Below are 14,765 nucleotides of genomic sequence, written 5' to 3'. Positions count from 1 at the left end.
GTATCGCGCGCGCTAATCTGGTCACTATGACCGTTGAGATTTCTGATTCCCGTCTAACCAACTCCCTCGCCGATGGCTGCGGCGAAATCCTCAAAGGCGTGCGCAACGGTGGCCTGCTGCGCGGCTTGGCGCTGGGTGATGCCGGCGATGAGGCCGCTCAGGAGTGGATCTCCCGCGTCCTTGAGCAGCACCGTCCCAAGGACGGCGTCCTGTCGGAAGAGGCTGCCGATGACTTGAGCCGTTTGAAGAAGGACCGCGTGTGGATCATTGACCCGCTCGACGGCACGAAGGAGTTCGCTACCGGCCGCCAGGACTGGGCCGTCCACATCGCGCTGGTGGAAAACGGCACCCCCATCCACGCGGCCGTCGGCATGCCGGACATGGGTGTGACCTTTAAGTCCTCCGACGTGCGCGCGGTGACCGGCCCGCTGTCGAAGAAGTTTGTGGTTTCCCGCAACCGTCCGCCGAAGGTGGCGGATTACGTCGCGGAGAAGATGGGCTTTGAGACCGTCGGCGTAGGCTCCGCAGGTGCGAAGGCGATCCACGTGCTGCTCGGTGACTATGACGGCTACATCCACGCCGGTGGCCAGTACGAGTGGGACCAGGCCGCCCCGGTGGGCGTGGCTCTGGCGGCGGGTCTGCACTGTTCACGACTGGATGGCTCCCCCATCAAATTCAACAATGAGGACACCTTCATCCCGGATCTTTTGATCTGCCGCCCGGAGTTGGCAGACGAGATTCTGGAGCACGCCACCGCCTACGCTGAGGCCAACGGCGGGTACTAACCCCACGCGCGTGGCACGGGCGCAAGAGTGCTATCATGGCGACCATGATTGAGACTCCGTACGAGGACCTCCTGCGCCGCGTCCTGGAAGAAGGCGCTCCCAAAGGCGACCGCACTGGCACCGGCACCCTCTCCCTGTTCGGTGCCCAGCTTCGCTATAACCTGGCGGAGTCTTTTCCCCTGCTGACCACCAAGAAGGTCTACTTCCACGGCGTGATTGGTGAGCTGCTGTGGTTCCTGCGCGGCGAGTCCAACGTGAAGTGGCTCCAGGAAAACAAGGTCCGTATCTGGAACGAGTGGGCCGATGAGGACGGTGAGCTGGGCCCCGTCTATGGCGTGCAATGGCGCTCCTGGCCCACGCCGGATGGCCAGCACATCGATCAGATTCAGGTCGCGCTGGATACGCTCAAGAACAATCCGGATTCGCGCCGCAACTTGGTCTCCGCGTGGAACGTTTCTGAGTTGGACAAGATGGCGCTCATGCCCTGCCACTTGCTTTTCCAGCTTTATGTCGCTGACGGCAAGCTGTCCATGCAGGTCTACCAGCGCTCGGCGGACATGTTCCTCGGGGTTCCCTTCAACTTGGCCTCCTACGCCGCGCTGACTCACATGTTTGCGCAGCAAGCAGGCCTTGAGGTGGGCGAGCTCATCTGGACCGGTGGGGATTGCCACATCTACAACGACCACATCGAGCAGGTCAAAGAGCAACTCTCTCGTGAGCCCCGCGAGTACCCACAGCTCAAGCTCCACAAGGCTGAGAGCCTCTTTGACTATGACTTCGATGATTTTGAGGTCATCGGCTACGACCCCCACCCCACCATCAAGGCACAGGTATCCGTCTAATGCTGGGCGCAATCTGGGCCCAGTCCCTCGACGGTGTCATTGGTGACGGCGTGGTCATGCCCTGGCACGTGCCGGAGGACCTCAAGCACTTCAAGGAAGTCACCCTGGGCGAGCCCGTCATCATGGGCCGCAAGACGTGGGAATCCCTCAACCCCAAGTTCCGCCCGCTACCCGGTCGAGAGAACATCATTTTGTCCCGCCGCGAACCTGGCGAGTGGTCCGAAGGTGCGACCGTAGTGGGCAACATCGACGCCGCACTCGAAACCGCGCTCGGCGACGCCTGGATCATCGGCGGTGGCCAGCTTTATAACTCCGCCCTCGACCGCGTGGATACAATCGAGCTCACCCTCATGGGTGTGCAAGTGGGCGATGCCTACGAAGCAGATGCCGTCCTGGCCCCGAAAGTGCCGGATGAGTTCAGCTTGTCTGCCGATAGCGACTGGCTCACCTCCGCATCCGGTCACCTCACCATCCCAGGCCAGCCGCCCAGCGAGCTGCCGATGAAATACCGATTCCTCACCTACGACAGAAAGGCTGCTGCATAATGAGCACCAACGTTGCCACTCCCGAAACCACTGAGCACGTCACCATCTTCTTCGCTGATTGGTGCCCGTTCTGTGCAAAGCTGATCAAAAACCTGGATCGCACCGAAACCCCATACGAGCTCGTCGACGTCGAAGCCGACGGCACCGAAGACATCAATGCGTGGATCGAGTCCGTCAACGACGGCAACCGCATCGTTCCGACCGTCCTCTACTCCGACGGCACCCACGTCACCAACCCTTCCGCCAGCGAGGTCCGCGCCAAGTACGCGGAGCTGGTCGGCGAGTAAACCCAAGGCGACACATTTACCGCCACACCGCGCGGTGCTGCTAGTCTTACCTAGGTGCGCAACGCACCCCGCCCCAGTAGCTCAGGGGATAGAGCACGGCTCTCCTAAAGCCGGTGTCGGAAGTTCGAATCTTCTCTGGGGCACACTGTGAAGTCTCGAGACATCGTTCCGGTCGGTGTCTCGAGATTTTTAGTTTTTAGTTGCCCCGTTGGGGGTTGAGTTCGTTGTCTTTCTTGTTGTAATAGATCTTTTCTTCGGTGAGTGTGTAGGCGGCGATTTGTGCCCCGGTGGCGGTTATTTTGATGTCGACGTGGTTGTTGACGCAGACCATGATGGGTTCTCCGCCCCATCGGCGTCCGATGTAGAGACGGCGTAGTTTGTCGCCCCATCGCAGGGTTGTCTTGCCGTTCGTGCCTACTTGGCCGGTGCGTAGTCGGCAGTCGTGCTCTGGTTTGATGTCCGCTTATCTGCATTCACCCCCATTAAGGGTGAACCTTCAGATCAAAACTAGAAATAGTTTATAAACAGTATTATATGTATTAGGCAAGCCTTACCTTGCCTGATTTTCATGAATCGAGGTTTACTATGACCAAACAGTCCTCTACGCCCGCACGGAGTACAAGCTCATCCAGTGGGTCGACGACACGTTTAAACACCAGAGATCTCATCAACGCTGGCATCTTTGCTGCACTTTACTTTGTAATCACCTTTATAAGCGGAATGATTGGATTCGCAGGACCACAATTCATGTTTATTGGATGGTTTATCGCGGCAATCGCAAACGGAATCGTGCTAGCGCTTTATGCCGTCCGCACGTCCAAAATGGGTGCTTTCACCCTCGTCGGTGGTATTAACGGATTAGCATTCATGCTCACCGGACACTACTTCTGGACCTTGCTGGGAAGCATAATTCTTGGGTTTATCGCAGATTTGATTATTACAAAAAGCCACCTCAGTATTGCCAAGTCCTTCCCTATTGCCTACGGCATCTTCTGTGTCTGGATTTCTTTGCCTTTTATCCCGCTAATTCTGGATACGGACTCATACTACGTCGATATCGCAGACCAAATGGGTCAAGAATACGCCGATGCTATGTCGGATATCTTCCAGCCATGGACCATTGGAGTACTGGCCATTTGTGCGCTCATCGTCGGCTTTATCGGAGGAAAGGTCGGAGTTCGCGTCAGCCGCAAACACTTTGAAAGCGCTGGTCTCCTGTGAGCCTGCAAAAACAGGGCGTGCTTCGTCGATCTTCGATCGATCCACGAACCGTGCTGCTTTCTGTTCTAGTAATCAATGCGGTAGCTCTCAGCCACGGCCACCTACCGACACTGCTGATTTCTATCGCCTTCAGCTCCATCGCACTAGCTACAGTAAAGCCACACTATGGTCTTATTTGCCTGTTCGCTTTTGCATTATCCTATCTAGGGTATTGGGGCCTATTACAGCTTCCTGGCTCCACATTTTTCGCTTTTTCAGCGGCAATTTTTTCGTGGCTAAGCCGTTTTGTCATCAGCATGTCCATCGGCGCATTCGGCTTGCTCACTCTCACACCATCCACGTTGACCTCAGCACTGCGGGACCTGCGTTTACCAGGCTGGGCCACCATTCCACCGGCGGTTTTCCTGCGCGTTTTGCCGATAATCGTGGCAGAAGCCAAAGCGATCCGCGATGCCATGGTCCTTCGGGGTCTCCAGCCTGGAGTAAAAAGCTGGATCACACAGCCCACACAATCGTCCACGATGCTGATCATCCCCCTATTAGGCGCCGTCGTCCGCGCTGGTGATGAGCTCGCTGCCTCTGCTCTTGTCCGCGGATTGGGAGGCCCCACACGCCCAACCACCACCGCCGATCTTTCCTTCAAGCTTGTCGATGCAACTGCACTAGCTGGGTTGGGCCTCATTGTTGCCTCTGTCTGGCTCCCCACGGAGGTCCACTTATGAACGAACGCAGTATCGCAACCAGTGTAAACGCCCACAACGCTTCTTTTACATATCCATTGGGCGCTCGGCCAGGCATTCAAGGTGTATCTGATGTGTCTTTTTCTGTCTCTCCAGGACAGTGTCTACTGATTACCGGTGATTCCGGATCGGGAAAGTCCACGGTACTCAAGTTGATCAACGGACTCATCCCCCATTTCAATCCAGGAGAGCTACTAGGCGCCATCACTATTATAAAGGATGACCAGGCTTTTAACCCTGCGGAAGAACCGCTGTCCCGAGCCATCGAGTTCAGCGCCTCAGTATTCCAGAATCCAAGGACACAATTTTTCACTGAAAGCGTCAATGCAGAATTGGCCTTCGGGCTAGAAAACCTTGGTGTGGATCCCACAGAAATTGAGTCGAGGATTCAATCAGCGGTCGAGCTACTAGGCATTAACGATCTTCGGGGCCGGCGATTCAAAGAATTATCCGGTGGACAGTTACAAAACGTGGCATGCGCATGCGCGCTTGTGTCCCCGGGCAGTCTCGTGCTTCTCGATGAACCCACGTCCAATCTCTCCATGGAAAGCATCGATATTCTTGCACGCACGCTACACCGCTTGAAGGAATTAGGCACAACGATCATTATCGCTGATCACCGCCTCTTTTTCTTAAAAGATATCGCTGACCAAGTTATTTACTTGACTCAGGGAAAAATAACGCGGAGTTTCCACGCTCAGGAGTTTTATGCCTTAGACGAACCCGAACGCAAACAATTGGGGCTACGCAGCTTACACCACGTTCCCCTGCCCGCGAGCGTGCCGGTACCACCCACGCTCGAAAACGCCGATCCCCAGCGGAGCGGACTCGAGCTAAGCAACATCTGTTTTTCTTATGGCGCACATGAGGTATTAAACATTGACCACGCATTTTTCCCCAGCGGCGAAGTCACCGCCTTAATCGGGCCCAACGGCGCTGGAAAAACCACCCTCGCCAGGATCATTTGTGGTCTTGCTTCTCCCAAACGCGGCGGTAGTCTCCGTTTGAACAGCAAACGAGTAGGAGCGGCTGCCCGCAGACGTGCCGCGTACATGGTGATGCAAGATGTTGGCCGCCAATTATTCGCAGCCACCACCGAAGAAGAAGTCACGCTCGGACTGGCAAAGAAGAAGCGGGACCACATCGATGTCAATGAGATTCTCCATCGCCTCGATCTGGCAGGAATGGCCCAACGGCATCCGCAGTCTCTGTCCGGTGGGCAACGGCAACGCTTAGCCATAGCTTCAGCCCAAGCCGAGCAAGCAGCGATCTACATCTTCGATGAACCTACCTCTGGCGTGGGCTGGCGCCAACTGCAATCCATCTCTGCGCTACTTCGATCTCTTGCAGCAAGCGGAGCAGTGGTCATCGTCATCACCCATGACCACGAATTCATCCAAGAATCAGTCACCAGAATCATCGAGATGACTGACATCAACAAGAATTGAGAAAGAAATGTCTGAACTAAAACAAAGTTCCACAGAATCAAGCGGAACCCACGCACCAGAATCACACGGTGCGTCACCGGAAGAAGAGGCTCGCGCAAAACTAAAAGCCGGCCAGGTCGCTCTAAAAAAACTACTGGCCCCAGTGCAAACAACCATCTACTTCGCACAGTTTCTCGCGCTTATATCCTCGGTACTCGCCGTAGCACCCTACGTCGCGTTGGTGGCACTGGGAAATGCTCTAATCGACGGCAATACTGATGACGTCGCGTCCATTGTGAAATGGCTACTTGCTGCATTTTTGGGCCAGCTATTCTTCTATTTCCTTGCCCTTGCAATCACCCACTTCGCTGATGCAAAGCTGGTGGGGATTAACCGGCGCCGAATTATTACCGCTATTGCGAAAGCACCACTCTCGTGGTTTAGCCAGACTAATTCCGGCAAAGTCCGCAAAGCCGTCGAGGACGATACGTTAACTCTGCACACCCTGACAGCCCATGCTCCTGTAGAGAAGGTCGCCGCGATCTTTACGCCCCTCGCGCTTCTGGTTTATGCCTTTATCTTGGATTGGCGCCTTGGTCTACTTTCTATTGCCACTGTGCCCATTTTCCTAGCAATCCAAGCATATTCAATGAAAGATATGGGCACAAAAACTGCGGAAATGGATAATTATCTGGGTGAGGTCTCTGCGACTGCGGTGGAGTTCTCCGAAGGTATTTCCGTCGTCAAGGCTTTCGGCACCGTTGGCAAAGCCCACGCTCGATATAGCGAAGCTGCCCAAAAATTCGCGGAATTCTATTACGAGTGGGTACGTCCGCTTCTGCGTGTTTCCGCAATCTCAGAGTCTGTGGTGGCGGTTCCTGTCCTCATCCTTATCAATCTAGGAGTCGGTTCCCTGCTGATAGCTGGTGGCTATGTCACGGTCGCTGAAGTCATCGCAACAACGTTAATTGCGCTGGTGCTCCCGGGCACGATTCAAACCGTCGGCCAAATGATGTGGTCTTACCAGCTCGCTGGCAATGCGGCGTTGCGCCTTGATGAAGTCATGACAATTTCCCATGTGAAAGAAGGCCAAAAGAGCCTCGACGCCAATAGTCAAGACATGGAGGTGGAGTTCCATAAGGTCAGCTTTAGCTACGCCCCAGACACACCAGTCCTCCAAGACTTTTCTGCGCAACTAAATGCAGGCACTGTCACGGCATTGATTGGCCCCTCCGGGTCTGGCAAATCCACAGCAGCAACGATGTTGGCGCGTTTCCAGGATCCAGATTCGGGCACAATCACTATCAACAACGTGGATATCCGTGATCTCACTTTCGACAGTTTGTACCGCACTGTGGCTTTCGTCTTACAAGATCCTCACTTACTGCGTATGAGTATTCGGGAAAACATTCGCCTTGCACGCCCAGAAGCCCGCGATGAAGAGATCTGGCAAGCCGCAGAGGCTGCGCACATAGCTGCTGATATTCGCGCTTTACCGGCTGGGCTCGACACCGTTGTTGGTGAGGACACCTCTTTATCCGGTGGACAACAGCAACGCATTTCTATTGCCCGGGCAATCATTACCAATGCCCCAATCTTGATCCTGGATGAAGCTACTGCGGCAACTGATCCTGACTGCGAAGCAGAAATTCAAGCAGCTCTAGCCACACTCGTCAGAGGCAAGACCGTCTTAGTCATCGCCCACAAGCCGGAGTCCATCCAAGGAGCAGACCAAATAATCTGCCTCAAGCCTATGAAGGATAATTCTCATGTCTAATGCCACTACGCCTGTTAGTTCGCGTCTTCGTGATCCGCTACTCACTCGCAGTGTCAAAAAGCTGCAAAGTCCTGTAGGCCATAAGCTCAATAAAAGGTATGCTTGTCTATCGCTTATCGTTGGCGTGCTTGATGGCCTCGCCGTTCTCACGCTCGTGCCACTTACAAAGGCACTCGATGGGGATACGACGATCGCACCATGGATGTGGACGCTTTTGGCAATTGCGCTCGTAGCTTTTGCGCTACGATTTTTCGCAACCATGGCCTCTTACCACACGGCCTTGGATTTCATCCGAGCCGCGCACACGACTGTGGGCGATAAATTAGCAACGCTACCGCTCGGCTGGTTCGTACCGGCTAATACCGGCGGCCTATCTCGCCTCGTTTCAGATCGCTTTATGGTGGCGGCCGAGACCATTGCGCATATTCAAGGAACGATATACCGCGATAGCGCGGCACTTGTCACCTTGTTAGTAGGAGCGTGTTTCTGGAACCCGAAGCTGGGCTTGGTCCTTCTTATCATCGCACCATTGGCGCTCGTGGTGATGCAGTTGGCTGCATGGATTCGTGAGAAAGCATCGAACCGCGCACTGGGGCCGAGTAAAGAGCTCTCCCAGCGCATCGTAGAATTTGCTAACCGTCAACCAGCCCTGCGCGCGGCAGGACAATCACAAGTTTTTGCGCCACTAGAGCAAGCGCTAGAAATCGACCATAAAGCACGAATACGCGAGCTATGGGTATCCACATTAGCTTTGCTACTCAACGGCATAGTAGTGCAGATCTTCATTGTGGCTCTCATTATGGTCTCCGCGGATCTTGCCGTTGAAGGCGCCCTATCGCCACTAGAAACAATTGCGATCATCGGAATCAGCTTGAGGTTTACCCGCACGCTTGAGCAGCTGGGTTCTTCTTTCGTCGGTTTAGATGCCGGCCGTATCGCGCTCACAGAAACTGAGCTCATCACCGATGCCCCTTCCCTACCGGAACCCACTACTCCGCGCCCAGGCGATGGTTCGGGAAGTGTAGAGCTGCGTAATGTCACGTTTGGATACGGCGATAAACCAGTATTGGTAGATATCGCTTTCCATGCTCGACCAGGCACCGTTACCGCCATTGTCGGTCCTTCTGGCTCCGGAAAGACCACAATTGCGCGCCTTATTTCGCGATTCTGGGATGTAGATTCCGGGGCGGTGATGGTTGACGGCGTAGATATCCGCGAGCTTGGAACCGAACAGTTAATGTCCAGACTGTCCATGGTTTTTCAGGATGTCTACCTCTTCGACGACTCGTTAATCGCTAATATCCGCGTTGGTCGTCCCGACGCCTCCGATGAGGAAGTCTTCCGCGCAGCTGATCTTTCAGGCGTGACTTCTATTGCCAACCGCCTAGGGTGGCATACTCCTGTTGGTGAAGGCGGTCGGCTTCTATCCGGTGGTGAACGCCAGCGCGTATCTGTAGCTCGCGCGCTTCTCAAGCAAGCGCCGATTGTACTCTTTGATGAGGCTACCTCCGCGCTCGATGCAGAAAATGAGGCAAACATTCTTGCTGCGATGGACGAGCTACGGGAGCAATCTACTTTTATTGTCATCGCCCATAAGCTGGATACAATCAAATCTGCTGATCAAATCGTAGTCTTGGATGAACACGGGCAAGTCAGCCAGCTGGGCACGCATTCTGAGCTTTCCGATGTCCCCGGTATCTACCGTCACTTCTGGCAGCAACGCAAAGCAGCACGCGGGTGGAAAATCAGTTCGGGACGCGATTAACGCGGGCACCGAGATCGGCGTTGTTTGCGGGGGCACCCTTCTCCCCCCCCGCAGCACGGAGCACCCTAAGTGCACCGACAAAGCTCAGAGCGAAGAATGCGGTAGCGGCTACGAGCGACCACTGCGCGGCGTTGGCCATGCCTTCGCCAGTTTGTTGTTCATGATGGTTCTCCTTAATCTTCAGTTCCTTGCGCACGGGCAAGCACATGCTGCCCTAGCGATTTCGGGCCCACGAAGCACTGTGAAGCCGAATCAGTCAAGCGACCTTTCTAACAAATAGAGGCCGCCGCGAAACGTGGCTTTGGCCCATGGGATTTTCGCTGCCGCGTGGTCGATGTATTCCACAAGGACGGCCGCTGCGGGTTCACCTACGGCACCCTTCCCGGACACCTTGAGCGCGGCGAGGAGACCTTCGCTCTGGAGCGCCTGCGCGATGGCCGCACACTGCTGCTTATCGACGCCGCCTCAGAGCCCTTCCTCCCCTCCCTGCGCCCACTTGTGGACGTGCCAAGGCGCCTGCTGATTAGCCAACTCTACCTTCACGCCTTAGACGATTAGCAGGATTGCGCATACGACAAAAGCCGCCTCCCCGAGCCCTGGGAAAGCGGCTTAGTATCAGCGCTGGTTAGTTCTTGCGCTTGTCTTCGATGGACTCGCGAGCATCACGGACAGCGCCCTTGACGCGGTCAAAGAAGCCACCCTTCTTCGTGGACTCCTCTTGGTACTCGTGTGCCTTGTCCTCCACGAAGCCCTTAGCGCGCTGGAACGCATCGCCGACGGCGCTACCAGCCTCGGATGCCTTGTCCTTTAGCTGATCCAGGCGCTCAGAGGACTGCTGACCGTTGACGTTGTCCTGGTTCGGCGCAGTAGCAACACGCTCTTCGTTTGCTTCGCCTACGATGTGCTGGCTCGGGGCGTAGTCAGAGTTACCCTCGTCCAGCTTCTCCTGCAGGTCCGGTTGCTGCGGGGCGGAACCAATGTGCTCTTCCTGCGCGCCGCCTACGATGTGCTGGCTCGGCGCATAGTCCGAGTTCTCCTCGTCCAGCTTCTCCTGCAGGTCCGGCTGCTGCGGGGCGGAACCAATGTGCTCTTCCTGCGCCTCACCTACGATGTGCTGGCTCGGCGCGTAGTCAGCGTTGTTCTCATCCAGCTTCTCCTGCAGGTCCGGCTGCTCGGAGGCAGAGCCTACATGCTCTTCGTCGGCGCCAGCAACGACGTGATTCTGCGGCTCGTACTTGCTGGCGGTAGATAGGCCGGCTGTGCCCGCGGCGCCTGCCGCTGCAACCCCTGCACCTGCTGCAGCCGCGCCGGACCGAGCGGAGGTGCCAGAGTTAGCTGCCGAAGACACAGTGTCCTCAGATGCCAGGTACTTGTATTCGTTGCGATCCAGGTCAACTTCGTGGCCTAGTTCGTTTGCCATTGCTACGTACTCCTTTAAATAGATTTATCTTCTTCCTTCTAGGGTTCCAGAAAATTCAGGAGCGTGCACGGAAATGGGTATGGGAAAGCGTCGACCGGTGGAGGGATCAGTCATCTCTAAACACTCAACATGGAAGGTTTCGCGTACGAGTTCAGCGGTCATCACCTCCTCGGTGGCCCCTTCGGCCACAATGCGTCCCTCACGCATGGCTACGATTCTATCGGCGTAACGCGCGGCATGGACCATATCGTGGACCACCATGACCACTGTGACCCCGGCGCCATTGAGATCTCGAATCAGATCCAAAATGGACAATTGGTGCGCGGGGTCGAGGTAAGTAGTCGGCTCGTCAAGCAAGGTAATTGGCGTTTCTTGGGCCAAAGTCATAGCGAGGAAGACGCGCTGGCGCTGACCACCGGAAAGGTCTGCCGCGGGGGCGTCGAGAAGCTCGCTCACCCCAGCACGCGAGGCAGCACGCTCAACCGCTGCATGATCTCCGGCCCGCATCGTCGCTAGCGCCCCTGTATAGGGATAGCGGCCGTAACCGATGACGTCACGCACTAATACCCCTTCCGGAGCCACGGGATGTTGTGGCAGAAAAGAAACTTCACGGGCAAAGGCACGCGAGGAATACTTGCTGATATTTTGGTCCGAGAGGTACACCGCACCTGCGCTGGGCGTAAGTTGGCGGCCCAATGTCTTGAGAAGCGTCGACTTGCCGCAGCCATTCGGCCCGATCAGAGCGGTTACTTGACCGCTGGATAAGTGAAGATTTACGTCCTTGACCACATCGGGTCCACCGTAGCCCACGGTTAATCCGCTGCACGTCAGTGTCATGTCTAGCCTCCGTTTCGCACTCGGGTCAGTCGAGTCAATAGGAAAATGAAATACGGTGCACCGATCAGCGCGATGAGCGCGCCAACGGGGATTTCCGTGGGGGCGAAGGCCCAGCGACCGAGCGTATCGCATGCGGTCACAAGGACCGCGCCGCCTAGGGCTGCCACGGGTATTTGCCAGCGCAGGTTCGCGCCAACAACCAAGCGAGCAGCATGGGGGACGATGAGTCCGGCGAAGCCCAAGACCCCGGCCGCGGCGACTCCCGCGGCACCGAGGATGACGGCTAAGGCTACTGCTATTAGGCGCCATATCTTGGTGCTCACGCCGATGCCGGCCATGGTGGAATCATCCAGCGCGAGCATATCCAGGTGTTTTGCCACCACCATCGCGACGGTTAGGGCGAGAAGGATAAAGGGGGCGACAATGGTGGCATCGCCAAGCGAGCGGGCGTAAAGCGAACCTTTCAACCATGTCATGGCCGCTCCTGCCTCTGGGGCAGCCCGCACCAGGAGCAATTCGGTGATGGCGCCCAGCCCAAAAGATACCGCCACCCCGGTAAGCGGCAGGCGCACCGGATCACTTGCCCCGCGCCCGGCGAGGAGAAGAACCAGCCCAGTTCCAGCCAACGCTCCAATAAAGGCTATGAAAGTCAGCAGGTGGGCCGGCAGGGCGCCTGATCCCATGAGTACCGCAACGGCCGCGAGTCCGCCGCCGGAGGTAATACCCACCGTATCTGGTGCGGCCAAAGGATTGCGTAGCGCGGACTGCAATAGACAGCCAGAGACGGCCATGGCAATACCAGCGCAGATTCCCACCAAGATCCGCGGGGCGCGGTACTTCCAGATGAGCGGCTCTCCGGTAACGAAGGCGGTGATCACCTCGCCCGGCGGTTTCATCACCGCACCGACGCCCATGCCGATGATTGCGCTCAACGCCAACGCCAGGATGAGTCCTACTAGCACCCCAACAAATCTCTTATGCCGCATGCTTCCTCCTCCCCAGCGCATGGACGGCCCACAACACTAATGGCATGCCAGCCAAAGAAGTCACGATGCCCACTGGGGTCTCGGCTGGCGCCCAGATTGCCTGGCCAACCGAATCGGCCACCAAAAGCACCGCTGCTCCAACAATTCCAGCCACGCACAGCCCCATGCGGTGGTGTGAGCCGCACACCCGCCACGCTACGGCCGCGGCCATCAACCCCAAGAAGCCAATCGGCCCAGTTGCAGCTACGGCCGGAGCAATAAGCACTACCGCCGCCACAATGGCTGCCAACCGAATGCGCTCCGGCTTCGCGCCGACAGCACCAGCCACGGCATCGCCTGCTACGAGCAAGTCCAGCGTTTTTGCACCGACTAAGGTCAAGGGAACCACGACCAGCACGGCAATCAGCGCCGGCATGATACCGCTTAGGCGCACACCGGCAAGCCGACCAGAAAGCCATGACATCACCGTAGCCAGTTGAGCTTCATCTACTACCAAGAAAATGGAGGTCAATGCGCTACACAGCGCGGAAACAGCAACGCCAACGAGTACCATGCGCTGGATCGCACCGCTCTTACCGACGCCCACCGTCACCCCCACAGCAATCCCCGCACCCAACAGCGCACCGGGCAACTGGTCAACACTCGAGGTTTCGCTTCCTATAAACATTGCTGTTGCGACTGCGCCGAGTGCCGCACCGGAGTTCACACCAGTGATGGACGGATCGGCTAGCGGATTCGCAGTTGCCGTCCGCAGCAATAACCCGCCTACCCCTAATGCGATACCGACGACCGTGGTGGCAAGGAGACGGTCAAAGGCCACGCTATGCAGCTCTTCTTCCAGCCACGGGGTATCAGCTGGCACCTGAACATGGCGAAGCCGCCACCACCACACGAAGGCGACGGCAGCGGTTGCAAGGACCAGGCAGGCGCTGGTTTTAGTTCGAGGTGCCACTACTCTTCGGCGGCGATGATGTCATCGAGCATATGCTCGGCGGAAAGCGGCCCGCGGGCGCGCGACCAGATATCTTGGTCCACCTCTACGATGTCGCCGCTACCCTTGGCATAGGGCGTCTTTTTAAACGCATCGACGTCCTTGTACATAAAGACTAGGTCAGCCTTCATACCAGGGAGCTTATCGCCGGTCAGTTCCGCTACATCAGTCTTAGATTCGATGGATGACTTCTCACCTTCGAAGGCATAGTCATAGCCCACCTCACTTAGTAGCGACTGGGGGAAGGAAGGGTTGACCCAGGTATAGAGCATCTCACTGGACCAGCCAGCCACGACCGCACGACTCCCCGGCTTTACCGCGTCCTTGGTATGAGCAATCTTGTCCTCGATGCGCTGACGGACTTCTTTGGCCTTTTCCTCTTTACCTAGCTTGGCCGCGATCTCATCCATCGAGTCCAGCACGTCCAAGTAAGTCTCATCTGGGTAGGATTCGGTCTGCCCAATCTCTTCCAACTGCGGCATGATATCGGCTTGACGGGTAGGGCTAGCCAGGATCAGATCCGGCTCCAAGGACTGGATAACCTCTAGATTCGGCTGCTTGGCCTGGCCCACAGAGGTCGCTTGACCCAGCTGCCCTTTCAAAGTGGTCGGTGCCTCCGACTTACCGATTTCCACGATTCCCACTGGGTCCACATCGAGGGCCTTGAGAATTTCCTCGTAGCGCCAATCAAGCGCCACAACTCGCTCGATCTTCTTTTCTCCGTTTCCTTCCTTAGAAGAAGAATCAGAAGAACACGCAACAAGGCCTGCGCCTAGGGCTAGAGTGGCTACGAGTGCGATAACTGCACGCACATTCATGAAGTCTTTCTTTTGCATAGCCTTACCTTACTTAGGTAAGGGTTTGATGTCTAGGGTCTGATTGCCACGTTCCCGATACGGACCATGTTGCCGCACGTCCGCTAAAATGGGTTAAGGGTCAGAAAGTGTGTCTGGGATCGGTGATTTATAGTCACTGTCCAGTGTGATTGTTGAAAGTATAGGCTTCACGACCGTATATCGCTGTCCTTGACGGTAAATCCCCGGTGTTTCTACCTGGATGTGGTAGGCCCTGGTGGTGTGGTGGCTTGATGCCGAAGAATCGACCACGCTGAAGCGTCCTGGGTTTAGTTCCTACCTCAGCTA

The 14,765-nt window shown here is 56.4% G+C and carries 15 protein-coding genes, 1 tRNA gene and 1 pseudogene; 11 read left to right on the top strand and 6 right to left on the bottom strand.

Annotation, left to right across the window (positions count from 1 at the left end; all coding sequences use genetic code 11):
• Positions 1-26 precede the first annotated feature (26 nt).
• The 5 genes from HMPREF2781_RS11235 (at position 27) to HMPREF2781_RS11215 (ending at position 2,602) form a co-directional block, all read left to right on the top strand.
• Positions 27-785, top strand: a complete 759-nt coding sequence (locus tag HMPREF2781_RS11235; RefSeq protein ID WP_210386036.1) for a 3'(2'),5'-bisphosphate nucleotidase CysQ — start codon at positions 27-29, stop codon at positions 783-785.
• A gap of 35 nt (positions 786-820) precedes the next feature.
• A complete protein-coding gene (locus tag HMPREF2781_RS11230; RefSeq protein WP_070646060.1) occupies positions 821-1,627 on the top strand; it encodes a thymidylate synthase in 807 nt (268 codons plus the stop codon).
• Positions 1,627-2,172: a dihydrofolate reductase gene (locus HMPREF2781_RS11225; protein WP_070646057.1), complete on the top strand. Its 546-nt coding sequence runs from the start codon at positions 1,627-1,629 to the stop codon at positions 2,170-2,172. Before HMPREF2781_RS11230 ends, HMPREF2781_RS11225 begins: the two co-directional genes overlap by 1 nt.
• Positions 2,172-2,459, top strand: coding sequence for a mycoredoxin (locus HMPREF2781_RS11220; protein ID WP_070646054.1), 288 nt, complete (start codon positions 2,172-2,174; stop codon positions 2,457-2,459). Before HMPREF2781_RS11225 ends, HMPREF2781_RS11220 begins: the two co-directional genes overlap by 1 nt.
• A 70-nt stretch (positions 2,460-2,529) precedes the next feature.
• A tRNA-Arg gene (locus tag HMPREF2781_RS11215) sits at positions 2,530-2,602 on the top strand.
• Between the two features lie 53 nt (positions 2,603-2,655).
• Here the strand turns inward: HMPREF2781_RS11215 and HMPREF2781_RS12355 are convergent.
• Positions 2,656-2,904, bottom strand: a pseudogene (locus HMPREF2781_RS12355) (IS481 family transposase); the annotation flags it as partial.
• A gap of 140 nt (positions 2,905-3,044) precedes the next feature.
• Here HMPREF2781_RS12355 and HMPREF2781_RS11205 point away from each other — a divergent pair.
• The 6 genes from HMPREF2781_RS11205 to HMPREF2781_RS11175 all read left to right on the top strand — a co-directional run bounded on the left by HMPREF2781_RS11205 (position 3,045) and on the right by HMPREF2781_RS11175 (position 9,947).
• The gene (locus tag HMPREF2781_RS11205) at positions 3,045-3,680 is read left to right on the top strand and encodes an MptD family putative ECF transporter S component (RefSeq protein ID WP_070646049.1); all 636 of its coding nucleotides are present in this window, start codon (positions 3,045-3,047) and stop codon (positions 3,678-3,680) included.
• Positions 3,677-4,402: an energy-coupling factor transporter transmembrane component T family protein gene (locus HMPREF2781_RS11200; RefSeq protein WP_070646045.1), complete on the top strand. Its 726-nt coding sequence runs from the start codon at positions 3,677-3,679 to the stop codon at positions 4,400-4,402. Before HMPREF2781_RS11205 ends, HMPREF2781_RS11200 begins: the two co-directional genes overlap by 4 nt.
• Positions 4,399-5,868 (top strand): ABC transporter ATP-binding protein, encoded by a 1,470-nt coding sequence (locus tag HMPREF2781_RS11195; RefSeq protein ID WP_070646042.1) that lies wholly within the window; start codon positions 4,399-4,401, stop codon positions 5,866-5,868. Before HMPREF2781_RS11200 ends, HMPREF2781_RS11195 begins: the two co-directional genes overlap by 4 nt.
• A gap of 7 nt (positions 5,869-5,875) precedes the next feature.
• Positions 5,876-7,624, top strand: a complete 1,749-nt coding sequence (locus HMPREF2781_RS11190) for an ABC transporter ATP-binding protein (protein WP_049155198.1) — start codon at positions 5,876-5,878, stop codon at positions 7,622-7,624.
• On the top strand, positions 7,617-9,389 hold the full coding sequence (locus HMPREF2781_RS11185; protein ID WP_029158873.1) for an ABC transporter ATP-binding protein: 1,773 nt from the start codon (positions 7,617-7,619) through the stop codon (positions 9,387-9,389). Before HMPREF2781_RS11190 ends, HMPREF2781_RS11185 begins: the two co-directional genes overlap by 8 nt.
• Positions 9,390-9,665: 276 nt before the next feature.
• The gene (locus HMPREF2781_RS11175) at positions 9,666-9,947 is read left to right on the top strand and encodes a DUF1990 family protein (protein ID WP_369815742.1); all 282 of its coding nucleotides are present in this window, start codon (positions 9,666-9,668) and stop codon (positions 9,945-9,947) included.
• Between the two features lie 67 nt (positions 9,948-10,014).
• Here HMPREF2781_RS11175 and HMPREF2781_RS11170 read toward each other — a convergent pair whose 3' ends face one another.
• Genes HMPREF2781_RS11170 through HMPREF2781_RS11150 form a run of 5 tightly spaced genes read right to left on the bottom strand, consistent with a single transcriptional unit; the run spans position 10,015 to position 14,459 of the window.
• Complete coding sequence (locus tag HMPREF2781_RS11170) at positions 10,015-10,809, bottom strand: hypothetical protein (RefSeq protein WP_046646994.1); 795 nt, start codon at positions 10,807-10,809, stop codon at positions 10,015-10,017.
• 24 nt (positions 10,810-10,833) lie between these two features.
• Positions 10,834-11,646 (bottom strand): ABC transporter ATP-binding protein, encoded by an 813-nt coding sequence (locus HMPREF2781_RS11165; protein ID WP_046646995.1) that lies wholly within the window; start codon positions 11,644-11,646, stop codon positions 10,834-10,836.
• Between the two features lie 2 nt (positions 11,647-11,648).
• Positions 11,649-12,632 carry a FecCD family ABC transporter permease gene (locus HMPREF2781_RS11160; protein ID WP_046646996.1) on the bottom strand — a complete coding sequence of 328 codons (984 nt, stop codon included), beginning with the start codon at positions 12,630-12,632 and terminating at the stop codon, positions 11,649-11,651.
• The gene (locus HMPREF2781_RS11155; RefSeq protein ID WP_209168001.1) at positions 12,622-13,554 is read right to left on the bottom strand and encodes a FecCD family ABC transporter permease; all 933 of its coding nucleotides are present in this window, start codon (positions 13,552-13,554) and stop codon (positions 12,622-12,624) included. The genes HMPREF2781_RS11160 and HMPREF2781_RS11155 overlap by 11 nt, the downstream gene beginning before the upstream one ends.
• Positions 13,555-13,583: 29 nt before the next feature.
• A complete protein-coding gene (locus tag HMPREF2781_RS11150) occupies positions 13,584-14,459 on the bottom strand; it encodes an ABC transporter substrate-binding protein (RefSeq protein WP_049157735.1) in 876 nt (291 codons plus the stop codon).
• Between the last annotated feature and the right edge of the window lie 306 nt (positions 14,460-14,765).

It is taken from the genome of Corynebacterium sp. HMSC062A03 (assembly GCF_001811145.1).
In the GTDB taxonomy this organism is placed as follows: Bacteria; Actinomycetota; Actinomycetes; order Mycobacteriales; family Mycobacteriaceae; genus Corynebacterium; species Corynebacterium aurimucosum.
Note: the sequence above shows the minus strand (reverse complement) of the source record. Positions and strands in the feature narration are given on the sequence as shown.